The organism is Edwardsiella sp. EA181011, from assembly GCF_000800725.1.
Taxonomy (GTDB): Bacteria; Pseudomonadota; Gammaproteobacteria; order Enterobacterales; family Enterobacteriaceae; genus Edwardsiella; species Edwardsiella anguillarum.
Genome location: NZ_CP011364.1, coordinates 3,002,253 through 3,025,607, shown reverse-complemented (window position 1 = coordinate 3,025,607; position 23,355 = coordinate 3,002,253). Strand labels below are relative to the sequence as shown.

Sequence of the window (23,355 nt, the reverse complement as noted above, 5' to 3'; positions counted from 1 at the left end):
GCTGCGCCGGGAGCGTGCGCAGCGCGGTCTGACGTTTACTGACGGCGCTGGGCCGCAGAGTCTTGGACGATAAACGGATCGTCCTCCAGCCTATCGTAGGGAACCTGTTTCAGGGCGAAGTTCTGCACCATCACCTTCGACGGAATAGCTTTTTGGCCAGAGATAAAGCGATAGCGGTCGACGATCTCCTCGCTCTTGATCCCGGTCCAGTCAGAGAACAGGTGCAGGAAATCATGGGCTGAACGGCGCGCCTTGATCACGGTACGCCGTTCGTCATCTGCGGAGAGGATCATCAGCGGCACCTGATAGTCCTGACGGTAACGATCGTGGTGCGCCAGGAACTCACTGCGGGTGCCCTTTTCATGGAAGGCCAGACCGTGATCGGAGAAGTAGATCATGGAGAAGTTCTGCCCGCTCTTGCTCAACTGGCCATACAGCTCGCTCAGGAACTGGTCGGTCTGGGTGATGCTGTACAGATAGCAGGAGGTCTCCTTCGTATGGACGAAGGTCGTGAAGTGGTTATTGGTGCGATCGCAGGCCTTGGGGTGGGAGCCTATCAGATGGTAGACGATCAGCTTAGGCCCCTCCGCGGGGGCGTCCAGCGCCTGCTGGGTAAAGTTCAGCAGATCCATGTCGGAGGTGGACTTGCCGTCCTCAAAGTCGCCCTGTTTGAGAAAGCGAACTTCGTCGGCCCGCTTGGCGACGATGGTGTCATATTTGCCCAGCTGCCCCTGATTGGAGAACCAGAAGGTGCGGAAGCCGGCCTTCTGCGCCAGCGTGATAATACTGTTTTGATATTCGGCCTGTCCGTTGCGTACCAGGTTCAGCGTCTGGCCCAGGGATTTCTGGGTCGAGGGGGCCGCGGAGAGATAGTCGTTGAAGAAGACGCCGTTGACCTGGCTGGCGAAGGGGGTCGTGGGCCACTTGCCGCCGAAGGCGCCGAGCGCATCGCGGCGCGCGCTTTCGCCAATCACCAGCACGTAGATCTGATGTCTGGGCTTGACCGAGGTGACGTGCCAGCTGTCGGCGACGGAGGAGAGCGTCTGCATACGGGCCATCTCGCGATCGACCTCCAGCTTGCCGTTGGCGGTGTCCTCAATAAAGCGCACGACCGGATAGCCGGTGTCGTTCAGGCGAAACTCGCCGCCGGCGCTCAGGTTGGTGACCGGCGTCAACAGTAGGCCGCACAGGGCGAGCAGCAGGTAGAGCGTCTTGGGCAATCCCCAGGATTTTTCACGCGGCACCGGCCGCCACGCCAGGACGCCGCCGAGCAGCAGAATAAACAGGGCGATCAGATAGTCCCAGAAGGGAAAGATCTGCGCCATCTCGCCGGCCTCTTCCGGGTTGGTGGAGTAGAGCGCCAACACCGAGTTGAAGTTGGGCGGGCCAAAGACCCGGCCAAACGGGTAGTAGAGCCCGGCGACCAGGGTACAGATCAGCAGCAGCACCCGCTGCGTTCGCGGCAGGTAGTGTGCCAGCAGCAGGAAAATACCGGCCAGTCCCAGCGCATAGATAAAGCTAAAGCGGTAGCCCAGCCCCAGGTTGATCAGGGCGGCGAGGATAACGTAAAGCAGCGGATAGGGCGTCAACAATTCGCCGCAGCCGCCTTTTGCGCGTAACAGTAATTCTTTTGGCTTCATGGTTTTTTTCTGAACAAGATGCGCTGGTGATCCCGGTTCACCGTGATGAATCCCCCCACGCTCCGGCAGGAGGACATAGTGTACGACAGAGCTGCCGCTGGAAGGGGGATCCGGAGTGTCGGATTCGGTCCGAACTGGCAGCTTGAAGATAATCTGAGCTGGAGCGAATAGCAACAGATATCCGGCATACAATATGTGATAAACCGAACAAATACATTAGGCTGAGTCCGATAAACATGCGCGCCCTTACCGCCGGGGAGCGCGTGCGTAGGGTAGCAGGGATCGTCGGGCCCACCGTCTCCCGCGGGGGCGTCCGTCGGTATCGCGCCGGACGCAGCGGCGCGCAGAGACGATGACAGGTGCCATTTCACCTGTCATATGCCAATTATAAGATAAAAAAATCTTATGTACCAGGCTGTTGCACGCCGATCGGATTGCGGTTGAGGGTAATCGCCTGATCGGTCAGCGCGTCGGGCGCGATATTCATATGGCGCAGTATATCGCCCATGATCTGGCCAAAAATAGGCCCGGCCACCGATCCGCCAAAGTGCTTACCGGCGGTCGGGTGGTTAACCATCACCACCAGGGCGACGCGCGGATTGCTCGCCGGCGCGACGCCGGCGGTGTAGTTAATGTAGCCGCCGTCGTATTTCCCGTCGCTGCCCATTTTTTCTGCAGTGCCGGTCTTGATCGCCAGGCGATAGCCGGGGACCGCCGCCGCCACGCCGCTGCCGCCCGGCAGGGCGTCGCTCTCCATCATGTGCACCACGGTCCGGACGATGTTGGCGTCGATCACTCGGGTGCCGATCACCGGCGGGGTAACCTTGGTGATCGAGAGTGGGCGGAACAGGCCAAAGGAGCCGATGGTGGCGTATTCTCGCGCCATTTGCAGGGGGGTGATCCGCAGGCCGTAGCCGAAGGAGAACGTCGCGCGCTCAATGTCCGACCAGCGCTGGCGGTGCAGGGGGAAATAGCCGCCGCTTTCGCCGCTGATGCCCAGTGCAGTGGAGACCCCGAGCCCAAAGCTGTGGTAGAGATTGACCAGCACATCGGCGGGCATGGCCAGCGCGATATGGGATACCCCGATATCGCTGGATTTTTGCAGAATGCCGGTAATGGTCAGGCGTGACCAGTGGCCGACGTCGCGGATCAGGTGGCCGTTAACCGGATACGGCATGGTATCGATGACGGAGTCGGGGCGGATCAGGTGGCGCTGCAGGCCCGCCATCACCACCAGCGGCTTCACCGTCGACCCTGGCTCAAAGCTATCGGAGATAGCGACGTTACGCATATCCTGCTGGGCTACCCCCTGGTAGTTGTTGGGGTTGAAGGAGGGATAGCTGGCCATGCCGAGGATCTCGCCGGTATTCACATCCACCAGCACGGCGGCGCCGGAGTCAGCCTGGTTGCGCAGCACCCCGTCGCGCAGGTGGGAGTAGAGCGCGTACTGCATATAGCGATCGATGCTCAGGGGAAGCGTCGGCGCCTGCTGGGCCGGATCGTCCTCCATCAGGCCGACCACGTGGCCATAGCGATCCTTACGGTAAAGGCGGTAGCCCGGCTTGCCCTGCAGCAGGCTGTTAAAGCCGTGCTCAATACCGTTCAGCCCCTGCTGATCGAGCCCCACGATGCCGATCAGCGGCGCTGCCGCCTCGCCCATCGGGTAGTAGCGGCTGGCATCGTCCGGAGTAGAGACGCCGGGGATGTGCAGCTTGGTGATATAGCCCGCGATCTCGGACTCGATCTGGCGCCCCAGATAGATAAAGCGTCGCTGACCGTTTTGCAGGATCTTGTCGCGGATGCTCTCCAACGGCTGCGACAGCGCGTTGGCCAGATAGCGCCACTGTGGGCTGCTGAGCTGGGGGTCGTGCTCCAGTATCCGCACCGGGTCGGCGATCACATCGTTAGAGGCGACGCTGACCGCCAGCGGCTGCCCGTTGCGATCGGTAATGGTGCCGCGCAGCGGGTGGGTGACCAGCTCGCGCAGCGAGCGCTGATCGGCCTCTTTTTCCAACTGGGGCTGCTTCATTAACTGCAGATAGCCCACGCGCAGCAGCAGTAATAACAGAAAAACGCCAATGCCAATGTAAATCAGCACAAAACGGCCTGCAAAATAGTTGACTTTGCCTGTTTGAGGGCTTTTTTTGCGCATAAAGTAGTCTGCAACGAAGAACAACAAAATGATGATAATTCATAGCACTATAAATTAGCTGACGCCCTGGATCTGCGCGGGGAAACATTTATACGTAATAAAGACAAAATTGAAATAAATCGCCGTAAAAAACAACATTTGCGCGTCGTCGTGGTGCGCGTCATCGGGGGGAGGTCGCGCGCCTTGGGCGCGTCGCAAAGCCCCATTGCCTACGCGGGGTCTGTCAGAACAAACATGCCCTAGGGGGATCTTCAGGTAATAGCGCTCGCTGACTCTGGCTACAGGCGGGTGGCGTTAATCTGGAGCAGGCGCTGCGCAAATCCGGTGCGTATCACTGCATGGCCATCCACCAAGACGATGCGGCTCATGAGAATGCCTCCTCGCTAAAGGATGGCGCCTAGGATGCCCACGGCGACAATCGCTGCAATCAGCTGAGTGTGTTTCTGTCGTCAGGATAGTCAAATCGCGTTTCACACCGCCGTCGTCACCGTGGCGGGAGCATCTACCGGAGAACTCATCGGGGAGCGTCGCTTTGCCATACCGGCTTATGCGGAATAATTGCTCACTTTACGGGATATATTGGCTTAGAAAAATCCGAATACGATAATCCAGCCTAAAAATTAGCGTAACAGGAAAATCATCGCAGAGATAACTGAAAATATTTATCAAGTTGTTCGAATTCCCCAAATAGCAATCTGTGCCTTTAATAGAGGATAATTACTCGCGCAGGATTGTCATCATCGCGATACGGTGATAGTCGGACAGAGATAGGGCCAACGCGTGGGAGGGGGTGCCAGGCAATGACAGCAGTACAGGATCGTTTCGCTCACCAGTTTCCGCCTGCGGATACCGATCGCCAGGTTACCCTGGTGATGGACTGCGATCGTTTTTTTTATGACGGCCTGGCGCAGCATATTATTTCTGACGATCGGATATTACATGAAACGTGCTATGCCCACCTGGCAGATGCGATCGCCACGCGACGGGTCGATCACGTGATCGCCGAGCTGTATACCCATGATGATACGCCCATCGATGCGCTGCTGGCGCTGATGCGCGTTCGCGCCTATCGCCCAGCGCTGCGGATTACGGTGATGACGGATATCACCCATCCGACGGTGCTGGCGGCGGTTCACAGCCTGGGTCAGGTGAGCCTGATCTCCAAACGGGAGCCGCTGCCCCGTCTCGCCGAGGCCTACCGGCACTCGTTGCGTCAGGCGTATCTCAGCCCGCGGATGAAACGCAAGATGCAGGCACAGCCTGAGATGGCCGGCATGTCGTTTCCCGAGTGGAAGGTGGTGGCCATTCGCAGCCGCGGCGGCGATAACTATCAGGTCGCCAGCTACCTTGGGATCCACCATAAGAGCGTTAACTATCGCCAGCGCTGCATCATGCAGAAGCTGGCATTTGCCAGTAAGCCGGAGTTTTTGCGCTTTCTCAGCGCAATGAGCGATAACCCGGTGCATGCTCCCCGCTTACAGCGGCACCAGCAGCACATCGGTGTGGGTGCGATCGATCAGAGCCCCTGCTGAGCTGAGCAGGCGCTTGATGAAGCCTGCGCAGTGGTTGCCGCAGATCAGCAGATCGACGCGCTGGCGGCGACAGGTGTCGATGATGCAGTCGATCAGCTCCCCGTGGCCGATGTGGGTGTGGGCGATAGGGTAATCGGCCCGGCGGCAGAGCTGCTCCAGAAACAGGGCGGTCTCCTCGTGCAGCAGGTGACGCGTCTGTGCGAGCAGGGGGCCTGCGTAGCTGCCGCACAGATCGGGCTCATTGCACAGCGTCAGCAGGCTGATGCTCGCACCCGACGGGCGGGCGATGGCAATGGCTTTATCCAGCAGAATATGGCTGTCCGGATCCGGGGCAACGGCGACCAGAATCGTATGGTAGCTCATGGGGTTCCTCCTCGTGATGGGCTGGCCTCCGATGGGGCGAATGGCCAGCGCGGCCGGATCGGCGGGGGTATCCGGTTAGTTGCCGTGCGGCATCCCCGTCGCGCGGGTCTTGGCGCCGCGTTGCGCCGCGCCAATCGAAAGAGGCCGCATCCGCGTCAGGCGGTTTTTGACGGCGACGGCGTATGACGGTCGGCGTTAGCCTTTCTGCGTTAGCGCGCTTTCTATAGTATAAAATGCGCGGCGCGGGCGATGTGGCGTCTATCACAGCGTCTCCCGCGCCGGACGGACTCAGTAGCTTAGGCTCAGAATACGACGGGCCACCGTCTCATCGATGTTCTGCCGCTCGCCTAGCGGCAGCAGTTGAAAACGCCGCAGGTTATCGATAACGGCATCGATGCAGCTCTCCTCAAGACCACAGGCGCTGAGCCGGGTCTGCATCCCCATATCGCTGAAGAAGCGCTCGGTATGCTCGATGGCCGAGGCGATTCGCTCCTCTTCGCTGCCGCTGCACAGTCCCCATACCCGCTCGGCATACTGCAGCAGCTTCAGGCGTTTATCCTGCTGCTGCACCCGCATGACGGCCGGCAGCAGAATGGCCAGCGTCAGGGCATGATCCATTCCGTACAGCGCGGTCAGCTGGTGGCCGATACGATGGCTTGACCAGTCCTGCGGCACCCCGGCGCCGGCCATGCCATTCAGCGCCATACTGGCGCCCCACATGACGCTGGCGCGGACGTCGTAGTTATGGGGCTCGCTGAGCGCTCGCGGTCCCTCCTCCAGCAGCGTCAGTAGCAGCCCTTCGGCCAGGCGATCCTGAACTCGGGCGTAGACCGGATAGGTAAGGTATTGCTCCATGACATGGACGAAGGCATCCACGACGCCGTTGGCAACCTGGCGCGCGGGCAGGGTATAGGATTTGTGGGGATCCAGCACGGAGAAGCGCGGGAACAGCGCGGGATGGGAGTAGCCAACCTTGGCGCCGAGGCGGCGATGACTGACGACGGCGGTCGGGTTCATTTCTGACCCGGTGCCGGGCAGGGTCAGAATGCAGCCCAGCGGCAACACCCGCTGCGGCGGCAGCTTTTGGCACCACATCTCCCAGGGATCGCCCGGATAGTGCGCTGCGGCGGCGATAAACTTGCTGCCGTCGATCGCCGAGCCGCCGCCGATGGCCAGCAGAAAATCGATGCGCTGCTCGCGCACCTGCTGTACCGCCCTGAGCAGCGTCTCCAGCTGGGGGTTGGCTTCGATGCCGCCAAACTCGCCGACGATGCGGGGCCCCAGTACGCGCCGGACTTCGTCCAGGTAGCCAAACTGGCGGGCGCTGTTGCCACCGTAGGTGAGCAGAATGCGCGCCTCGGCGGGAATATGCTGCGGGATATCTGCGATGCGTTCGCCGCCAAACAGAATGCGGGTGGGATTGTAGTAGTCAAAGTTGAACATGTGCGGGGCTCCTCAGTCGTGGCAGGGGAATACGGTTTTCCCTGACGGATCGGTCGTGTCCGTGATGTGCGACGAACGCCGGCGTAGCCGGGCGTGATAGCACACAGCCTACCATGCCCCCTCTTGGGCCCACAGGCGTGAAATGTGGCAATGCGCACTTTTGGTCATAAAAACCATTAACCACGCGCGTAATGTCTACGGGTAGCGCAATTTATTCTGTTAAATGATGAATACCGAGAATAACCTCGTTGAATAGTTATATCGATATTACTGAATAAAGAGAAATAGGGACTCGACGACGGGATGGATATACCCGCATTAATTGAGATATATCAGAATTTAGCTCAGGAAGTATTCTATGGCGCCACTTCACCTATCAAGGCTATCTATTTTTATTCTATGGTTTTGCTCATCGTTTAGTTTTTTATGTGACCGTTGAATTATTATTCAGAGTTTAAATCTGATAATATACATTACTGCAATATTAAAAACTGAAAATGCAAAAATCAGTTTATTTTTTCCACAAAAATTTTGCTTGCTATTCAAAAAGTTAAACGGATAGCTCGTGCAGATTGCGCGCCAGGTTAAAATGTGAGCCAATACAGCAAAAGTCATACTTTTCCTGCTGTTTTTTGTGATATGGATCACACTTTTCTCAAATTTGACGCTTTGCCGCGTTGTACATTTCGGTCATTCAGGGGTAGAGTTGCAGCGTTTTAAGAATAGTCTTAATGGCGTCTGTTATTCACCCTCAGGGTGCCTAACCTCCATTTGTATATCAAAAGTACAACGTCGGGTCATATAACACGCAGTAAACATGGCCGTTATGCTCCAATTCACATTAGTTGAGCGGTTATCAGGTACCTCGTTCTCCTGCGCTTCGCGCAGTTATAGTAAAGGTACGTTTCATTGTGTTGGCCGATTGAGTCAAGCAGGGTGAGATAATGAGTACCTCGGAAATACTCAAGCATATTTATGACATTAACTTGTCATATTTGTTATTAGCACAGCGATTAATTCATGACGACAAAGCCTCCGCCATGTTCCGGCTGGGGATTGACGCTGAAATGGCGGAAACGTTGGTTCAGCTGACGCTGCCGCAGATGGTAAAACTGGCTGAAACCAATCAGTTAGTATGCCAGTTTCGCTTTGAAGATCATCAGACGATCCAACGCCTGACCCAAGAGTCGCGCGTGGACGATCTGCAACAGATTCATACCGGAATTCTTTTGTCCAGCCATCTGCTTCAGCAGCTGTCGGCGGACGGAAATGATTCGGGGAAACGGGGCTGACATGAGCGAAAAAAGCATCATTCAGGAAGCACGCGACATACAGCTGGCGATGGAACTTATCTCTCTGGGGGCGCGTCTGCAGATGTTGGAGAGCGAAACCCAGCTGAGCCGGGGACGCCTGATCAAGCTGTACAAGGAGCTGCGCGGCAGTCCGCCGCCGAAGGGGATGCTGCCATTCTCCACCGACTGGTTTATGACATGGGAGCAGAATATTCACTCTTCCATGTTCTATAATATTTATGCGTTTATGTTGACCAGCGGCGCCTGCCACGGGGTAGAGGCGGTGATCCGCGCCTACAAACTCTACCTGGAGCAGTGTCCGCCGGCGGATAGCGATCTGCCCGTGTTGGCGCTGACGCGCGCCTGGACGTTGGTGCGCTTCGTCGAGAGCGGCATGCTGGAGCCTGCCCACTGCAACAGCTGCGGTGGCAGCTTTGTTGCCCACGCTCATCAGCCGGTGCACAGTTTTGTCTGCAGTTTGTGCCAACCGCCGTCGCGAGCGATAAAAAGACGTAAACTTTCTGAGAATCCTGCCGATATCTTTCCACACTTGCTCGGTGAGCAAGAGAAACGTGTGGTGTAACTGATTGAGGCAATCAGTCCAATAGCGTGCGGTGCAGCGGTAGTGCTGCCGCACGCTGTCTTCGGGCAGCATTCTGTCATCGACCTTCCTCTTTCCGGCTTTGCGCCGGCAGATTACATCCGACTGTTCACTCCGATCATGTAAGGAATTCACGTGCTGATTCTACTGGGATATGCCGTTGTGCTAATCGCGGTTTTTGGCGGTTACACGCTTGTTGGGGGCCATCTGGGAGCGTTGTATCAGCCATCTGAGTTATTGATTATCGGGGGAGCGGGCATCGGCGCTTTCATCGTAGGCAACAATGGCAAGGCGATTAAGTCGACGCTGCGTACCCTGCCCAAGCTTGCCCGCGGCTCTAAGTACAACAAGGCGTTGTATATGGATGTGATGGGGCTGATGTATCAGCTCCTGGCCAAATCGCGCCAGCAGGGCATGCTCTCCCTGGAGCGGGATATCGAAGATCCTAAGGCGAGCGAAATTTTTTCTAATTATCCCCGCCTGATTGCCGATAACACACTCATTGAGTTTATTACCGACTATATGCGGTTGATTATCAGCGGCAACATGAACGCCTTTGAGATCGAGTCCCTGATGGACGAAGAGATCGAGACCTTCGAACAGGAAGCTGAGGTGCCGGCAGGCAGCCTGGCTGCGGTGGGCGACTCCCTGCCCGCGTTCGGTATCGTGGCGGCGGTGATGGGGGTTGTTCATGCGCTGGCTTCGGCCGATCGCCCCGCGGCGGAGCTGGGCGCGCTGATCGCCCACGCCATGGTCGGGACGTTTCTGGGTATCCTGCTGGCCTATGGGTTTATCTCCCCGCTGGCTTCGCTGATGCGTCAGAAGAGCGCCGAAACCACCAAAATGATGCACTGCATCAAGACGACGCTGCTCTCCAGTCTGAACGGCTATGCCCCGCAGATCGCGGTGGAGTTTGGCCGTAAGACGCTGTACTCCACCGAGCGGCCGTCGTTCATTGAGCTGGAAGAGCACGTGCGTCAGGTGAAAACCCCGGCGAAACAGGCGGCAACGGAAGAAGAAGTATGAAGGGCGGTAAACACCCGGTCATTCTGGTCAAAAAGAAACGCGGCGGCCACGGTCAGGCCAGCCATGGCGGCGCTTGGAAGATAGCCTATGCCGATTTTATGACCGCCATGATGGCGTTCTTTCTGGTGATGTGGCTGCTGGCGATCGCCAGCCCGCAGGAGCTGACCCGCATCGCCGAATATTTTCGTACCCCGCTGAAGGTTGCCCTGAGCGGGGGACAGCGCTCCAGCGATAGCTTTAGCCCGATCCCCGGCGGCGGCGATGATGTGACGCAGAAAGAGGGCGAGGTGCGTAAGTTTGCCGAAGATCCCGATCCGCAGACGCGCGCCGAGCAGATGCGCCTGAAGCGACTGCGCGAGCGTTTGGAGCAGGTGATCATCAACGATCCGCGCCTGAAGGCGCTGCGACCACACCTGATGATCAACATGATGGATGAAGGGCTGCGGATTCAAATTATTGACAGCCAGAACCGCCCCATGTTCCAGAACGGCAGCGCCCAGGTTGAGCCCTATATGCGCAATATTCTGCGCGCTATCGCCCCGATCCTGAATGAGCTGCCGAACAAGATTAGCCTGTCCGGGCATACGGACGATCTGCCCTACGCCAACGGTGAGCGTGGATACAGCAACTGGGAGCTCTCGGCCGACCGCGCCAATGCCTCGCGGCGCGAGCTGATCGCCGGCGGGCTGGCGGGCGACAAGATCCTACGCGTGGTCGGCATGGCCGATACCATGAATCTGCGCAATCTGGCCGGCAATGCGGCGGTCAACCGCCGGATCAGTATTCTGGTGCTGAATAAAGCCGCACAGAATCGGATTGAACACGAGGATGCGGAAGGGGGAGACGCCGTTGATATGCGTCAGCCGACGGCCTCGGATCAGTGGCAGCGCATCGGCGCCGCCAGCGGCCAACCGGCGGTAACGCCCTTTATTCCGACGCCGATGGCGCCAATGAACGACCACGTCAAAATACCGAGCGCGATAGACAAGAGGTGACCTGTGAGCATGGATATTAGCGCGTTTTATCAAACGTTCTTTGATGAAGCGGATGAACTGTTGGCTGATATGGAACAGCACCTGTTGGCGCTGGATCCTCAGGAGCCGGATAACGAACAACTGAACGCCATCTTTCGCGCTGCCCACTCGATCAAGAGGGGGGCGGCCACTTTCGGTTTTACCGTACTGCAGGAGACCACGCATCTGCTGGAGAACCTGCTCGACGGTGCCCGCCGTGGTGAAATGCGGCTGAGTACCGAGATCATCAACCTGTTTCTGGAAACCAAAGATATTATGCAGGATCAGCTCGATGCCTATAAGTCCGCTCAGGACCCCGATGCCGATAGCTTCGAATATATTTGCCAAGCGCTAAGACAGCTGGCGCTAGAGGCTAAAGGGGAGGCGCCTGCCGCCGTGGCCGCGCCTGCACCTGCGCCGGCCGCAGAGCCGGCTACGCCTGTCGCGGCGGCGAGCGCCGCGCCGCAGGGCGGACTGACCATCTCGTTAACCGGGCTCAAGGCGGCGGAAATCCCGCTGATGCTGGAAGAGCTGGGCAATCTGGGCACGGTACAGCAGCATCAGGAAAGCGACAGCTCGCTGGATGTGGTGCTGGATACCACGGTCAGTGAGGATGATATTACGGCGGTGCTGTGCTTTGTGCTGGAGCCGGAGCAGATCCACTTTATCCGCCCGACGGCGGAGGTCGCGCCGCAGGTCAGCCTAGAGGAGTCGGCCCTGCCGCCCGCCGAGGTCGTCAGCGAGGCGCCGGCGGACGCACCGATTCCTGAGCCGGCCTCTGAGCCCGCGCCCGCGCCAGCGACGCCGGCGGATGCGACGACCGCCGCCGCGCCCCATGTCCCGCGCCACAACCCGCGCGCGGCTAAAGGGGCAGAGAACAGCACCAGCATCCGCGTCGCCGTGGAGAAAGTCGATCAGCTGATCAACCTGGTCGGCGAGCTGGTGATCACCCAGTCGATGCTGGCGCAGCGCTCCAATATGCTGGATCCGGTCGATCATGGCGATCTGCTCAACAGCCTGGGCCAGCTTGAGCGCAACGCCCGGGATCTGCAGGAGTCGGTCATGTCGATCCGCATGATGCCGATGGAGTACGTCTTTAGCCGCTTCCCGCGCCTGGTGCGTGACCTGGCCAGCAAGCTCGACAAGCAGGTAGAGCTGACGCTGCTGGGCAGCTCTACCGAACTGGATAAGAGCCTGATCGAGCGCATTATCGATCCGCTGACCCACCTGGTGCGCAACAGCCTGGATCACGGCATCGAATCGCCGCAGGTACGCCAGGCGGCGGGCAAGAGCAGCGTCGGCAATCTGACCCTCTCTGCGGAGCACCAGGGGGGCAATATCTATATTGAGGTCATCGACGACGGCGCCGGGCTGAACCACCAGAAGATCCTGGATAAAGCGCGCTCCCAGGGGATGGCGGTACACGACAACATGACCGACGAAGAGATCGGCCTGCTGATCTTTGCGCCGGGCTTCTCCACCGCCGAGAAGGTCACCGATGTCTCCGGGCGCGGCGTCGGGATGGATGTGGTGAAGCGAAATATCCAGGAGATGGGCGGCCACGTTGAGATCGCGTCGCGTGAGGGGAAAGGCACGACGATCCGTATCGTCCTGCCGCTGACCCTGGCGATTCTGGACGGCATGTCGGTCAAAGTCAGCAACGAGGTTTTCATTCTGCCGCTGAACGCCGTGATGGAGTCGCTGCAGCCGAACGATGAGGATATCTACCCGCTGGCCGGCGGCGAGCGCGTGCTGCAGGTGCGCGGCGAATACCTGCCGCTGGTAGAGCTGCACCGCGTCTTTGACGTCGCCGATGCCAAGACCGACGCTACTCAGGGCATTGTGGTGATCCTGCAAAGCGCCGGACGCCGCTATGCGCTGTTGGTCGATCAGCTGATCGGCCAGCATCAGGTGGTGGTGAAAAACCTGGAAACTAACTACCGCAAGGTGCCGGGCATTTCCGCGGCGACGATCCTCGGCGACGGCAGCGTGGCGCTGATCGTCGACGTCGCGGCGCTGCAGAGCATTAACCGGGAAAAACGGGTCGCCGGCGCGGCCGCCTGACTCTTAACCATGCAACCGGCGCCGCCGCAGGCGGCGCTGATGACGATGAATAAATAAAGGTGAACTGACATGACTGGACTGGCTTCCGTAAGCAAACTGGCGGGTGAAACCGTAGGCCAGGAATTCCTGGTATTTACGCTGGGGGATGAGGAGTACGGTATCGATATCCTCAAGGTGCAGGAGATCCGTGGCTACGACCAGGTTACCCGTATTGCCAACACGCCCTCCTTTATTAAAGGGGTGACCAACCTGCGCGGTGTGATCGTCCCGATCATCGATCTGCGGGTGAAGTTTTCTCAGCAGGACGTCAGCTATAACGAGAATACCGTGGTTATCGTGCTGAACTTCAGCCAGCGCGTCGTAGGGATTGTGGTGGACGGTGTCTCCGATGTGCTATCCCTGAGCGCGGATCAGATCCGTCCGGCGCCGGAGTTTGCGGTAACGCTGTCGACCGAGTACCTGACCGGCCTCGGCGCGCTCGGCGAGCGAATGCTGATCCTGGTGGATATCGAAAAGCTGCTCAGCAGCGAGGAGATGGCGCTGGTCGACAGCGTCACCGCCTGATATCAGGCCCGCCGCGGCGGCGGCGGGCCGGTGCCCCGCGCGATTCACGGGACTCATGATTAGTACAATATGCTGCTATAGTGGACAAAAAAGATGATTTGACTGTCCTCCTCGCCATAAAGTTTTATCGCCGCGCGCCGATATCTCTGACATCTGATGCAGCAAAAATGAGACGCCCATGTTAAACCGCATAAAAGTAGTTACCAGTTTGCTACTGGTGCTGGGGTTATTTGGCATTTTGCAGATGACTTCCGGAGGAGTGTTCTTTGACGCCCTGAAAAGCGACAAGGAAAGTATTACCGTTTTGCAAACCATTCGCCAACAGCAGGCCGCGCTTAACGCCAGCTGGGTAGCTTTGCTCCAGACACGCAATACCTTAAACCGTGCCGGGATCCGCTATATGGCCGATCTGAATAAAACCGGTTCCGGTGCCACCGTACCCGATCTGATGCAGCTGGCCGGCGCCGAGCTGAAAGAGGCGGAGCGCGAGTGGGAGCGCTATCAGGGCCTACCGCGCGATCCGAATCAGAGCGATGAGGCCGCGCAGGCCATGAACCAAAGCTACGATACGCTGCACAGCGCGCTGGGGGAGCTGATCCAGATGCTCTCCGCCGGCCGGATTAACGACTTCTTCGAACAGCCGACGCAAAGCTATCAGGACAGCTTTGAAAAAGCCTATGAGGCCTATCTGGCGCAGAACGACCGCCTATACCATCAGGCCGTGACATCGAATAACGACTCCTACCATATGGCGCTGTGGATCCTACTGGCCGTGATGGTGGTCGTGGCCGCGGTGATTGTGCTGGTGTGGATGGGGATCCACCACACGCTGATCCGCCCGCTCAACAGCCTAATGGGCAATATCCGTCAGTTCGCCGTCGGCGATCTCTCCGGGCGTATCGAGGTACACGGCAGCAACGAAATGGGGCAGCTGGCCGACAGCCTGCGCCATATGCAGACCGAGTTTGTCCGCACCGTCAGCGACGTCCGTCAGGGGACCAATGCCATCTACAGCGGCGCCAGCGAAATCTCTGCCGGAAATAACGATCTCTCCTCGCGTACCGAACAGCAGGCGGCCTCACTGGAAGAAACCGCGGCCAGCATGGAACAGCTGACGGCGACCGTGAAACAGAACGCCGAAAACGCCCGGCAGGCCAGTCAGCTAGCGCTGAGCGCCTCCGAAACGGCCCAGCGCGGCGGTAAGGTTGTCGCCAACGTCGTGCAGACCATGCATGACATCGCCAGCAGCTCGCAGAAGATCGCCGACATTACTGGGGTTATCGACGGTATCGCCTTCCAGACCAATATCCTGGCGCTGAACGCGGCGGTAGAGGCGGCGCGTGCCGGTGAGCAGGGGCGTGGCTTTGCCGTGGTGGCGGGCGAGGTGCGTAACCTGGCCCAGCGCAGCGCCCAGGCAGCGAAAGAGATTAAAGGGCTGATTGAGGATTCCGTCAGCAAGGTCGATACCGGCTCGGTATTGGTCGAAAGCGCCGGCGATACCATGGGCGACATCGTTAACGCGGTGACCCGGGTCACCGACATCATGGGTGAGATTGCCTCGGCCTCTGACGAACAGAGCCGCGGCATCGAGCAGGTGGGTCAGGCCGTTTCCGAGATGGATCGGGTGACGCAGCAGAACGCCGCGCTGGTGGAAGAGTCCGCCTCTGCCGCCGCGTCGCTGGAAGATCAGGCCAGCCATCTGAATCAGGCCGTCGCGGTATTCCGCATTGAGCCGCAGGGCGAGGCGGAGCCGGTGGTTCGCGCCGCGCCGCGCAGCAGCGCCGCCGCCGCGCCGGCGAAAGCCAAAGCGTCGGACGATAGCAGCAGCGATAACTGGGAGACGTTCTGACAACCCGACCGGCTCTCCGCCTCTAACGGCGGGGAGCTGACTGCCAGTGCCGGGCGCCGCGAGGCGCCACAGGCATATGGGGAGCCAAAATAAAAATGACAACCGAGCCGGTACCCTACACGCTGCCGGCCAACGAGGAAGCCTATCGTGTTTAACCGAATCCGCATATCGACCAGTCTGTTTGCGTTGGTGCTGGCATTCTGCTTTTTGCAGCTGTCATCCAACGGAGTGTCGTTTATGGCCATCCGTTCTGACAGTGATAACTATGCCCGGGTACAGATATCCAACGATCAGCGCGAAACGCTGGGACAAACCTGGGTTGCCCTGCTGCAGGCGCGCAACACGTTGAACCGCGCCGGTACCCGCGCGGCGCTGCATATCCCTCAGGATCAGATCGACGCGCTGATGCACCGGGTGCGCGCCATGCTGAAAAAGGCCGATGACTCCATGCAGCAGTATATGGCTTGCTCAGACAGCGATGAGGAGGATCGCGCGCTGTCTCAGGAGGCGCTGCAGCATTATCAGGCGCTGCGCACGGCGCTGTTGCAGCTGGTCAGTCTGCTGGAGAAGGGGGATCTGCAGGGGTTTATGGATCAGCCGACCCAGCGGATCCAGGATCAGTTTGAAGCCAGCGTGGCGAAGCTGACTCAGCACGTTGAGGGCGAACTGAAGCAGGGCGCCGAGATCAATCGCAGCTCCTATCATCTCTCCATGGCGCTGAATCTGGCGGCCGTGGTGCTGCTGGCGCTGGTGATGCTGATCGCTATCTGGTGGCTGCGCAATATGCTGCTGGCGCCGCTGACCGTCATGCGCGCCCATTTTGAGCGCATCGCGCGCGGCGATCTATCGGCGGAGATCAAGGTGTATGGCCGTAATGAGATCAGCCAGCTGTACGCCAGCCTGCGTAACATGCAGCAGGCGCTGGCCGGGACGGTGCTGTCGGTACGCCAGGGGACGGACGCCATCTATACCGGGCTGCAGGAGATCGGCGCCGGTAACAACGACCTCTCTTCGCGCACCGAGCAGCAGGCGGCCTCGTTGGAAGAGACGGCCGCCAGCATGGAACAGCTGACCGCCACGGTGAAACAGAACGCCGACAACGCCCGCCAGGCGTCACAGCTGGCGCAGGAGGCCTCCCATACCGCCGGTGAGGGCGGTGAGATCGTCAGTCAGGTGGTGCGGACCATGCATGATATTACGCAAAGTTCGCAAAAAATCGGAGACATTACCGGGGTTATCGATGGTATCGCCTTCCAGACCAATATTCTGGCGCTGAACGCGGCGGTAGAGGCGGCGCGCGCCGGAGAGCAGGGGCGTGGCTTTGCGGTGGTCGCGGGTGAGGTGCGCAATCTGGCCCAGCGCAGCGCCCAGGCGGCGAAAGAGATCAAAGGGCTGATCGAGGAATCGGTCAGCCGGGTAAAACAGGGGTCGACCCTGGTAGAGAGCGCCGGAAACACCATGGATAACGTGGTGCGTTCGGTGGTGCGGGTGACCGATATCATGGGCGAAATCAGCTCCGCATCGGAGGAGCAGAGCCGGGGCATTGAGCAGGTCGCCCAGGCGGTAACGCAAATGGATCAGGTGACGCAGCAGAACGCCGCACTGGTAGAGGAAGCAGCATCGGCAACTCAGTCTCTGGAGGCGCAGGCTGATGTCCTGTCGCGCGCCGTCGCCACGTTCCGTCTGAGCGGCGATGTGGCGCAGATCGATCTGCAAGGACAAGCCAACGGCACGAGCTGATGGGCTTTCCGCTCGGCGGAAAGCGAAATTGAAGTAGGTGAGTTAACTGGTGAGTGATGACGAATTTATTACTACAGGCAGCACAGGGGGAAAACAACGTCTCCTCACTGGCAATGCAACGTCTGACGTTGGGGGATGCCCATTTTCGGCGGATTAGCCAGTTGATTTACCAACGGGCCGGTATCGTACTTGCCGACCATAAACGTGAAATGGTTTACAACCGGCTGGTGCGTCGCTTACGGGCGTTGAATCTGAGCGACTTTGGTGACTATCTGGCGTTGCTGGAGAGTCATCCGGAGAGCGATGAGTGGCAAACATTTGTCAACTCGCTGACCACTAACCTGACCGCCTTCTTTCGCGAGGCGCATCACTTCCCGATCCTGGCGGAGCATGCGCGCGCGCGGCGGCACAACTACTGTGTCTGGAGTACGGCGGCCTCCACGGGCGAGGAACCATACTCGATCGCGATGACCCTGGCGGAGGCGCTGGGGCCATCACCGATGGCGCCGCAGGTGTGGGCCAGCGACATCGATACTCAGGTACTGGAGAAGGCGCAGCGCGGTATCTACCGCCAGGAGGAGGCCAAGCTGCTGAACGCCACGCAGCTGCAGCGCTTTTTTCTGCGCGGTACCGGGCCTCATCAGGGGCTGATCCGGGTTCGCCATGAGCTGGCGCAGCGGGTGCATTTCCAGATGCTGAACCTGCTGGATGCCAAGTGGGATCTGCCGGGCCCATTCGATGCGATTTTTTGCCGTAACGTGATGATCTATTTCGATAAAGAAACGCAGGCTCGCATTCTGCGTCGTTTTATCCCCTTGTTAAAGCCGGGTGGCCTGCTGTTTGCCGGTCACTCGGAGAACTTCAGCCAGATCTCCCGCGATTTCCATCTGCGCGGGCAGACCGTTTACGGGCTGACGAAGGAGAGCCGATGAACAAGATCCGGGTATTGTGCGTGGATGACTCCGCGCTGATGCGCCAACTGATGACCGAGATCGTGAACAGCCACCCCGATATGGAGATGGTGGCCGCCGCGCAGGACCCGTTGGTCGCGCGGGATCTGATCAAAAAATTCAATCCTCAGGTGCTTACACTGGATGTTGAAATGCCGCGCATGGACGGCCTCGACTTTTTGGAGAAACTGATGCGCCTGCGCCCGATGCCGGTGGTGATGGTCTCTTCTCTGACCGGGAAGGGATCGGAGATCACCCTGCGGGCGCTGGAGCTGGGCGCGGTGGACTTTGTCACCAAGCCGCAGCTGGGGATCCGCGAGGGGATGCTGGCCTACAGCGAGCTGATCGCCGACAAGATCCGCACCGCCGCGCGCGCGCGCCTGCCGCGCCAGCTGAAGCAGGGCGAGCCGCCGGCGACCCTCAGCCACGGCCCGCTGCTCAGCAGCGAAAAGCTGATCGCCATCGGCGCCTCTACCGGCGGCACCGAGGCGATTCGCCATGTGCTGCAGCCGTTGCCGCCGACCAGTCCGGCGCTGCTGATCACCCAGCATATGCCGCCGGGCTTTACCCGCTCTTTCGCCGAGCGGCTGAACAAGCTGTGCCAGATCACGGTGAAAGAGGCCGAGGACGGCGAACGTATTCTGCCGGGGCACGCCTATATCGCCCCCGGCGCCCACCACCTGGAGCTGGCGCGCAGCGGCGCCAACTATATTGTGCGCCTGCATCAGGGGCCGCCGGTGAACCGTCATCGCCCCTCGGTTGAGGTGCTGTTTGACTCCGTCGCCCGCTGCGCCGGACGCAACGCCGTCGGGGTGATCCTGACGGGAATGGGCAACGACGGTGCCGCAGGGATGCTGCGGCTGCACCAGGCGGGTGCCTATACCATTGCGCAGAATGAAGCCAGCTGCGTGGTATTTGGCATGCCGCGCGAGGCGATTCAGATGGGCGGGGTCGACGAGGTGGTCGATCTCTCCCAAATCAGCCAGCGTATGCTGGCGCAGGTCAGCGCCAAGCAGGCGCTGCGTATTTAACCGATACCGGACCGCGCCCGCGGGCGCGGTCATTAACCGAATGCCTGTTTTTCAGGTTATTGCTCCCGGCTCAAGGGATTTTTTTAGGAGTTAGTATGGCGGATAAGAATCTGCGTTTTCTGGTTGTCGATGATTTCTCTACCATGCGTCGTATCGTACGCAATCTGTTGAAAGAGCTGGGATTCAACAACGTAGAGGAAGCCGAAGACGGCGCCGATGCGCTGAGCAAGCTGCGCGCCGGCGGGTTCGACTTTGTGGTCTCTGACTGGAACATGCCCAACATGGATGGTCTGCAGCTGCTGCAGGCGATCCGTGCGGACGGCACGCTGAACAAGATGCCGGTGTTGATGGTAACGGCCGAGGCGAAGAAAGAGAACATCATCGCCGCCGCGCAGGCCGGGGCCAGCGGCTACGTGGTGAAGCCGTTTACCGCCGCAACGCTGGAAGAAAAACTGAATAAGATTTTTGAAAAGCTCGGGATCTAAGGAGTCACGATGAACGAACATCCGATGCCAGCCGCCGATGCCGGCGATATTATCGCCAGGATTGGCCAACTGACGCGTATGCTGCGTGACAGCATGAAAGAGCTTGGACTGGATCAGGCCATCGCTCAGGCAGCCGAAGCCATTCCGGATGCCCGCGACCGTCTGGACTATGTGGTGCAGATGACCCGTCAGGCCGCCGAGCGCGCCCTGAGCTGCGTTGAAGCGGCTCAGCCGCGCCAGACGCAGATGGAGAAGGGATCCAAAGAGCTCAAGCAGCGTTGGGATGCCTGGTTTGAAAATCCGATCGAGCTTGAGGATGCCAGGGCGCTGGTAACGGATACCCGCCAGTTCTTGAGCGAGGTGCCGGAGCATACGGCCTTTACTCACAGCCAGCTGTTGGAGATCATGATGGCGCAGGATTTCCAGGATCTGACCGGCCAGGTGATCAAGCGCATGATGGACGTGATCCAGGAGATCGAAAAGCAGCTGCTGATGGTGCTGCTGGAGAATATGCCGGAGCAGCCGCCCAAGCCGAAGCGTGAAAACGACAGTCTGCTGAATGGCCCGCAGATGAACCAGAACGGCCCGGGTGTGGTCGCCAACCAGGAGCAGGTCGATGACCTGCTGGACAGCCTGGGATTTTAAGCGCGATAGCGGCACCGTCGTGCGAGCGTCAGGCCACCCTAGGGTGGCCTGTTTTCTTTGGGGACCGCCATGACAGCGCGTGTTGCGCCGATTATGCTGGGAGAGCGTAGACTCCAGCCCGGGCGGGTGACAATGCCGCGCTGATTCACTGTTTATAGAGGGAAGGGATACCGTCGCAGATGACCATCTCGGTGTTTATTGCCGTTCTGTTTGCCGCGCTGCTGCATGCCAGCTGGAATGTGCTGGTGAAAGGCAGCGCGGATCGCTTTGTCAGCGTCGCGCTGGTGGCGCTGTTTGCCGGGCTGACGGCGTTGCCGCTGCTACCGCTGTGCGCCGCGCTGCCGGCGGCGGCCTGGTACTGGCTCGGTCTGTCGGTGCTGTTTCACACCGTCTACGGCCTGTTTCTCAGCCGAGCCTATAGCCATGGCGATCTTGGGACAGATGTATCCGCTGGCCAGGGGCTGCGCCCCCCTGTTGGTGATGCTGCTCAGCCTGCTGCTGCTGCGGGAGAAACCCCCGCTTTTGGCGAGCGCCGGCGCGCTGATCCTGATTGGCGGGGTGTTGCTGATGGCCCTGCGCGGCGCTGCGTGACGCGCTGATCACCGCGCTGTGTACCGCCGGCTATACCCCGACCGACGGCGCCGGCGCCCGGGCGGCGGGGGATGTGCTGGGATATACCCTGTGGCTGTTTGCGCTCAATGGGGCGGTGATGCTGGTATGGCTCTGGCAGCGTCAGGGGCGGCGCACCGGCTATCTGATACGCTGCGCCTGGCACCGGACTGGCCAGGGGCGCGATGTCGCTGCTGGCCTATGGCATCGTCATCTGGGCGATGGCCCAGGCGCCGATCGGCATCGTCGCCGCCCTGCGTGAGAGTAGCGTGCTGTTTGCGCTCCTGCTGTCGGCCCGCCTGCTGCATGAGCCGCTGGGGCGGGCACGGGTGACGGCCGCGCTGGTGATCCTCTGCGGCGTGCTGCTGACCCGCCTGGGGTAGGTCAGCTACAGAAACAGGGTCATCAGGTAGGCGACGAACAGCGCCAGATGCGCCGCGCCGTTGAGCACATTGGTGCGGCCGGTGTTAAACGAGACCTGGCACAGCATCAGGGTGGCCAACATCACCACCGTCTGCGGCTCACCCAGCCCGAACAGCAGCGGCTGATCGGTCAGTAGGGCGATCAGGGTTACCGTCGGCACCGTTAACGACAGGGTCGCCAGCACCGAGCCAAAAAACAGATTCATGGCGCGCTGCACCTGATTGGCCAGCACCGCCTTCAGGGCGCCCAGCCCCTCGGGGGAGAGGATCAGCAGCGCGACCAGAAAGCCGGTCATCTGCTGCGGCGCGTTCAGAGCGCCGAGCAGCCCCTCCAGCGGCAGGGCGTTCAGCTTGGTGACCGCGATGACGGCGATAAGGTAGGCGACCAGCCAGGCGGCGTGCCACAGATTACGGTGAGATGAGGGCTTACCGTGGTGCGGATCGCTGGGGTCGTCGCCTTCATCCTCATGCTCGTAGACGAACAGACTTTGGTGCGTGCGGGTCTGGATCAGCAGAAATACGCCGTACATGGCGGCCGATAGCAGCGCGACCACCAGCGACTGGCCATGGGTAAAGTTATCGCCCGGCAGGGTCATCGGCAGCACCAGTACAATGATCGCCAGCGGGATCAGCGCGATCAGATACTGCTTGATCCCGCCCAGATTGACATATTGGGTGGCGAATTTGTGACCGCCGAGCAGCAAGGAAAATCCGACCAGCCCGCCGCTGACGATCATCACGATGGAGTAGAGCGTATCGCGCATCAGCTCCGGCGCGGCTTTGCCGCTGACCATCAGGGCCGAAATCAGGCTGACCTCCAGGATCACCACTGACAGGGTCAGGATCAGCGAGCCATAGGGCTCGCCGAGGCGGTGGGCCAGGACATCGGCGTGACGCACCACGCTGAAGGCGCTGGCGAGGATCGCGATCAGCGCCAGCAGGTTGATCGCGGCCAGGGCGCCCAGCGTGGCGGGCTGCGTCACCGCCAGCACCCCCAGCGCGATCAGCGGCAGGATCAGCTGATACTCGCTGTGGCGGGTATTGTGGTGGCTGGTTTTTATATGAGACTTCATGGATGGCACCCTCCTTTGAATGACTGCGCGCGCACCGGCCGCGGGGGCGTAATACCGCCCCCGCTGACATTATCAAAAAAAACGATATCAAATAACAGTTTTTATGATTATTCGCATTTTTATTCAGCCAGAATTTAAGTATGGCCTATCGGATGCGCCGGCGTGACGCCGGATGTTTTTTCGGTATGATAGGCGCCCTGCGCAGCACTAAGGATGAACCATGATCGATGCAGCACGCTGGATAAGTGAATATGGCTATGTCGCCGTGGTAATCGGCAGCATTCTCGAGGGGGAGACTATCGCCTTTCTGGCCGGGGCCGCCGCCCATAAACACCTGCTCGCCTATCCGTGGGTGGTGTTGCTGACGATGGTCGGTGCGACGCTGGGTGATACCACGCTCTACTTCGTCGGGCGCCACTTTGGCACGCCTATTTTACGGCGTTTTCCGCGTCAGCAACAGAAGATAGCCTATGTACAGCGCCAGGTGCGCCGTAATGAAAGCTGGCTGATCCTGGGGATGCGCTTTGCCTATGGCTTTCGCACTATTGGCCCGATCATTATCGGGTCTGCGGGCGTTAAACCGGGAAAATATATCCTGTTTAATCTGCTCGGCGCGGTCCTGTGGGCGCTGACCATCGTCAGCCTTGGCTATGGCGCCAGCGAAGTGCTGCTGCGGATCTTTGCCGACCCGCAGCAGCGCCTGTGGGCCGGCGGCGGGCTGCTGGCGGTGGCGGTGCTGCTGGTGGCGCTGCTGCGCTGGTACCGCGCGCGCCGCGGGCGGTAAAATCGTGAGCCGCTGCAAAAAAATGCAGCGACGGATCGGCGTCGGGTATCCTGCGCCGGGGATCCCGATTATTATCG

At 59.8% G+C, this 23,355-nt stretch carries 19 protein-coding genes and 1 pseudogene; 15 read left to right on the top strand and 5 right to left on the bottom strand.

Going from position 1 to position 23,355, the window contains the following annotated elements:
• Positions 1-35: 35 nt before the first annotated feature.
• Both QY76_RS13265 and QY76_RS13260 read right to left on the bottom strand, forming a co-directional pair.
• Complete coding sequence (locus QY76_RS13265; RefSeq protein WP_045424926.1) at positions 36-1,640, bottom strand: phosphoethanolamine transferase; 1,605 nt, start codon at positions 1,638-1,640, stop codon at positions 36-38.
• A 403-nt stretch (positions 1,641-2,043) separates the two neighbouring features.
• Positions 2,044-3,792 (bottom strand): penicillin-binding transpeptidase domain-containing protein, encoded by a 1,749-nt coding sequence (locus QY76_RS13260; RefSeq protein WP_034164423.1) that lies wholly within the window; start codon positions 3,790-3,792, stop codon positions 2,044-2,046.
• Between the two features lie 800 nt (positions 3,793-4,592).
• On the opposite strand from QY76_RS13260, the gene QY76_RS13255 reads away from it, so the two are divergent.
• Entirely contained in the window at positions 4,593-5,324 is a 732-nt protein-coding gene (locus QY76_RS13255) for a response regulator transcription factor (RefSeq protein WP_034164329.1), read from the top strand.
• Here the strand turns inward: QY76_RS13255 and QY76_RS13250 are convergent.
• Together QY76_RS13250 and QY76_RS13245 are read right to left on the bottom strand one after the other, a co-directional pair.
• Positions 5,268-5,687, bottom strand: coding sequence for a universal stress protein (locus tag QY76_RS13250; protein WP_034164328.1), 420 nt, complete (start codon positions 5,685-5,687; stop codon positions 5,268-5,270). The genes QY76_RS13255 and QY76_RS13250 overlap by 57 nt on opposite strands.
• A gap of 288 nt (positions 5,688-5,975) precedes the next feature.
• On the bottom strand, positions 5,976-7,130 hold the full coding sequence (locus QY76_RS13245) for an iron-containing alcohol dehydrogenase (RefSeq protein ID WP_034164327.1): 1,155 nt from the start codon (positions 7,128-7,130) through the stop codon (positions 5,976-5,978).
• 944 nt (positions 7,131-8,074) lie between these two features.
• Between QY76_RS13245 and flhD the strand changes: the two genes are divergently transcribed.
• From flhD to QY76_RS13180, 13 genes and pseudogenes are all read left to right on the top strand, one after another.
• On the top strand, positions 8,075-8,422 hold the full coding sequence (gene flhD, locus QY76_RS13240) for a flagellar transcriptional regulator FlhD (RefSeq protein ID WP_012848192.1): 348 nt from the start codon (positions 8,075-8,077) through the stop codon (positions 8,420-8,422).
• Between the two features lies 1 nt (position 8,423).
• Positions 8,424-9,005: a flagellar transcriptional regulator FlhC gene (gene flhC, locus QY76_RS13235; protein ID WP_034164326.1), complete on the top strand. Its 582-nt coding sequence runs from the start codon at positions 8,424-8,426 to the stop codon at positions 9,003-9,005.
• A 153-nt stretch (positions 9,006-9,158) separates the two neighbouring features.
• Positions 9,159-10,049 carry a flagellar motor stator protein MotA gene (gene motA / locus QY76_RS13230; RefSeq protein ID WP_015461304.1) on the top strand — a complete coding sequence of 297 codons (891 nt, stop codon included), beginning with the start codon at positions 9,159-9,161 and terminating at the stop codon, positions 10,047-10,049.
• A complete protein-coding gene (gene motB, locus QY76_RS13225; protein WP_034164325.1) occupies positions 10,046-11,044 on the top strand; it encodes a flagellar motor protein MotB in 999 nt (332 codons plus the stop codon). The genes motA and motB overlap by 4 nt, the downstream gene beginning before the upstream one ends.
• A gap of 9 nt (positions 11,045-11,053) precedes the next feature.
• Complete coding sequence (gene cheA, locus QY76_RS13220; RefSeq protein ID WP_045424936.1) at positions 11,054-13,126, top strand: chemotaxis protein CheA; 2,073 nt, start codon at positions 11,054-11,056, stop codon at positions 13,124-13,126.
• Between the two features lie 69 nt (positions 13,127-13,195).
• Positions 13,196-13,690: a chemotaxis protein CheW gene (gene cheW, locus QY76_RS13215; protein ID WP_034164323.1), complete on the top strand. Its 495-nt coding sequence runs from the start codon at positions 13,196-13,198 to the stop codon at positions 13,688-13,690.
• 178 nt (positions 13,691-13,868) lie between these two features.
• Entirely contained in the window at positions 13,869-15,539 is a 1,671-nt protein-coding gene (tsr, locus tag QY76_RS13210; RefSeq protein WP_045424938.1) for a methyl-accepting chemotaxis protein, read from the top strand.
• A 147-nt stretch (positions 15,540-15,686) separates the two neighbouring features.
• Positions 15,687-17,279, top strand: coding sequence for a methyl-accepting chemotaxis protein (locus QY76_RS13205; protein ID WP_034164321.1), 1,593 nt, complete (start codon positions 15,687-15,689; stop codon positions 17,277-17,279).
• A gap of 56 nt (positions 17,280-17,335) precedes the next feature.
• Positions 17,336-18,211, top strand: a complete 876-nt coding sequence (gene cheR / locus QY76_RS13200) for a protein-glutamate O-methyltransferase CheR (protein WP_034164320.1) — start codon at positions 17,336-17,338, stop codon at positions 18,209-18,211.
• Positions 18,208-19,260, top strand: coding sequence for a chemotaxis response regulator protein-glutamate methylesterase (locus QY76_RS13195; protein ID WP_034164319.1), 1,053 nt, complete (start codon positions 18,208-18,210; stop codon positions 19,258-19,260). The genes cheR and QY76_RS13195 overlap by 4 nt, the downstream gene beginning before the upstream one ends.
• A 95-nt stretch (positions 19,261-19,355) precedes the next feature.
• Positions 19,356-19,745, top strand: a complete 390-nt coding sequence (gene cheY, locus QY76_RS13190) for a chemotaxis response regulator CheY (protein WP_012848203.1) — start codon at positions 19,356-19,358, stop codon at positions 19,743-19,745.
• Positions 19,746-19,754: 9 nt separating this feature from the next.
• On the top strand, positions 19,755-20,390 hold the full coding sequence (gene cheZ, locus QY76_RS13185; RefSeq protein ID WP_012848204.1) for a protein phosphatase CheZ: 636 nt from the start codon (positions 19,755-19,757) through the stop codon (positions 20,388-20,390).
• Between the two features lie 179 nt (positions 20,391-20,569).
• Positions 20,570-21,382: pseudogene (locus QY76_RS13180) on the top strand (EamA family transporter).
• A 5-nt stretch (positions 21,383-21,387) separates the two neighbouring features.
• On the opposite strand, the gene chaA reads toward QY76_RS13180, so the two are convergent.
• The gene (chaA, locus tag QY76_RS13175) at positions 21,388-22,494 is read right to left on the bottom strand and encodes a sodium-potassium/proton antiporter ChaA (RefSeq protein WP_034164318.1); all 1,107 of its coding nucleotides are present in this window, start codon (positions 22,492-22,494) and stop codon (positions 21,388-21,390) included.
• A gap of 220 nt (positions 22,495-22,714) precedes the next feature.
• Here chaA and QY76_RS13170 point away from each other — a divergent pair, with 220 nt between their 5' ends.
• Positions 22,715-23,278, top strand: coding sequence for a DedA family protein (locus QY76_RS13170; RefSeq protein WP_034164317.1), 564 nt, complete (start codon positions 22,715-22,717; stop codon positions 23,276-23,278).
• Positions 23,279-23,355: the final 77 nt, after the last annotated feature.

Bases quoted from the DNA above. Each gene is read 5' to 3' on its own strand.
- QY76_RS13250 (WP_034164328.1), bottom strand. From the start codon at position 5,687: ATGAGCTACCATACGATTCTGGTCGCCGTTGCCCCGGATCCGGACAGC.
- tsr (WP_045424938.1), top strand. From the start codon at position 13,869: ATGTTAAACCGCATAAAAGTAGTTACCAGTTTGCTACTGGTGCTGGGG.
- cheA (WP_045424936.1), top strand. From the start codon at position 11,054: ATGGATATTAGCGCGTTTTATCAAACGTTCTTTGATGAAGCGGATGAA.
- flhC (WP_034164326.1), top strand. From the start codon at position 8,424: ATGAGCGAAAAAAGCATCATTCAGGAAGCACGCGACATACAGCTGGCG.
- cheY (WP_012848203.1), top strand. From the start codon at position 19,356: ATGGCGGATAAGAATCTGCGTTTTCTGGTTGTCGATGATTTCTCTACC.
- cheR (WP_034164320.1), top strand. From the start codon at position 17,336: ATGACGAATTTATTACTACAGGCAGCACAGGGGGAAAACAACGTCTCC.
- QY76_RS13255 (WP_034164329.1), top strand. From the start codon at position 4,593: ATGACAGCAGTACAGGATCGTTTCGCTCACCAGTTTCCGCCTGCGGAT.
- QY76_RS13260 (WP_034164423.1), bottom strand. From the start codon at position 3,792: ATGCGCAAAAAAAGCCCTCAAACAGGCAAAGTCAACTATTTTGCAGGC.
- chaA (WP_034164318.1), bottom strand. From the start codon at position 22,494: ATGAAGTCTCATATAAAAACCAGCCACCACAATACCCGCCACAGCGAG.
- flhD (WP_012848192.1), top strand. From the start codon at position 8,075: ATGAGTACCTCGGAAATACTCAAGCATATTTATGACATTAACTTGTCA.
- cheW (WP_034164323.1), top strand. From the start codon at position 13,196: ATGACTGGACTGGCTTCCGTAAGCAAACTGGCGGGTGAAACCGTAGGC.
- QY76_RS13170 (WP_034164317.1), top strand. From the start codon at position 22,715: ATGATCGATGCAGCACGCTGGATAAGTGAATATGGCTATGTCGCCGTG.
- QY76_RS13245 (WP_034164327.1), bottom strand. From the start codon at position 7,130: ATGTTCAACTTTGACTACTACAATCCCACCCGCATTCTGTTTGGCGGC.
- QY76_RS13265 (WP_045424926.1), bottom strand. From the start codon at position 1,640: ATGAAGCCAAAAGAATTACTGTTACGCGCAAAAGGCGGCTGCGGCGAA.
- QY76_RS13195 (WP_034164319.1), top strand. From the start codon at position 18,208: ATGAACAAGATCCGGGTATTGTGCGTGGATGACTCCGCGCTGATGCGC.
- motB (WP_034164325.1), top strand. From the start codon at position 10,046: ATGAAGGGCGGTAAACACCCGGTCATTCTGGTCAAAAAGAAACGCGGC.
- cheZ (WP_012848204.1), top strand. From the start codon at position 19,755: ATGAACGAACATCCGATGCCAGCCGCCGATGCCGGCGATATTATCGCC.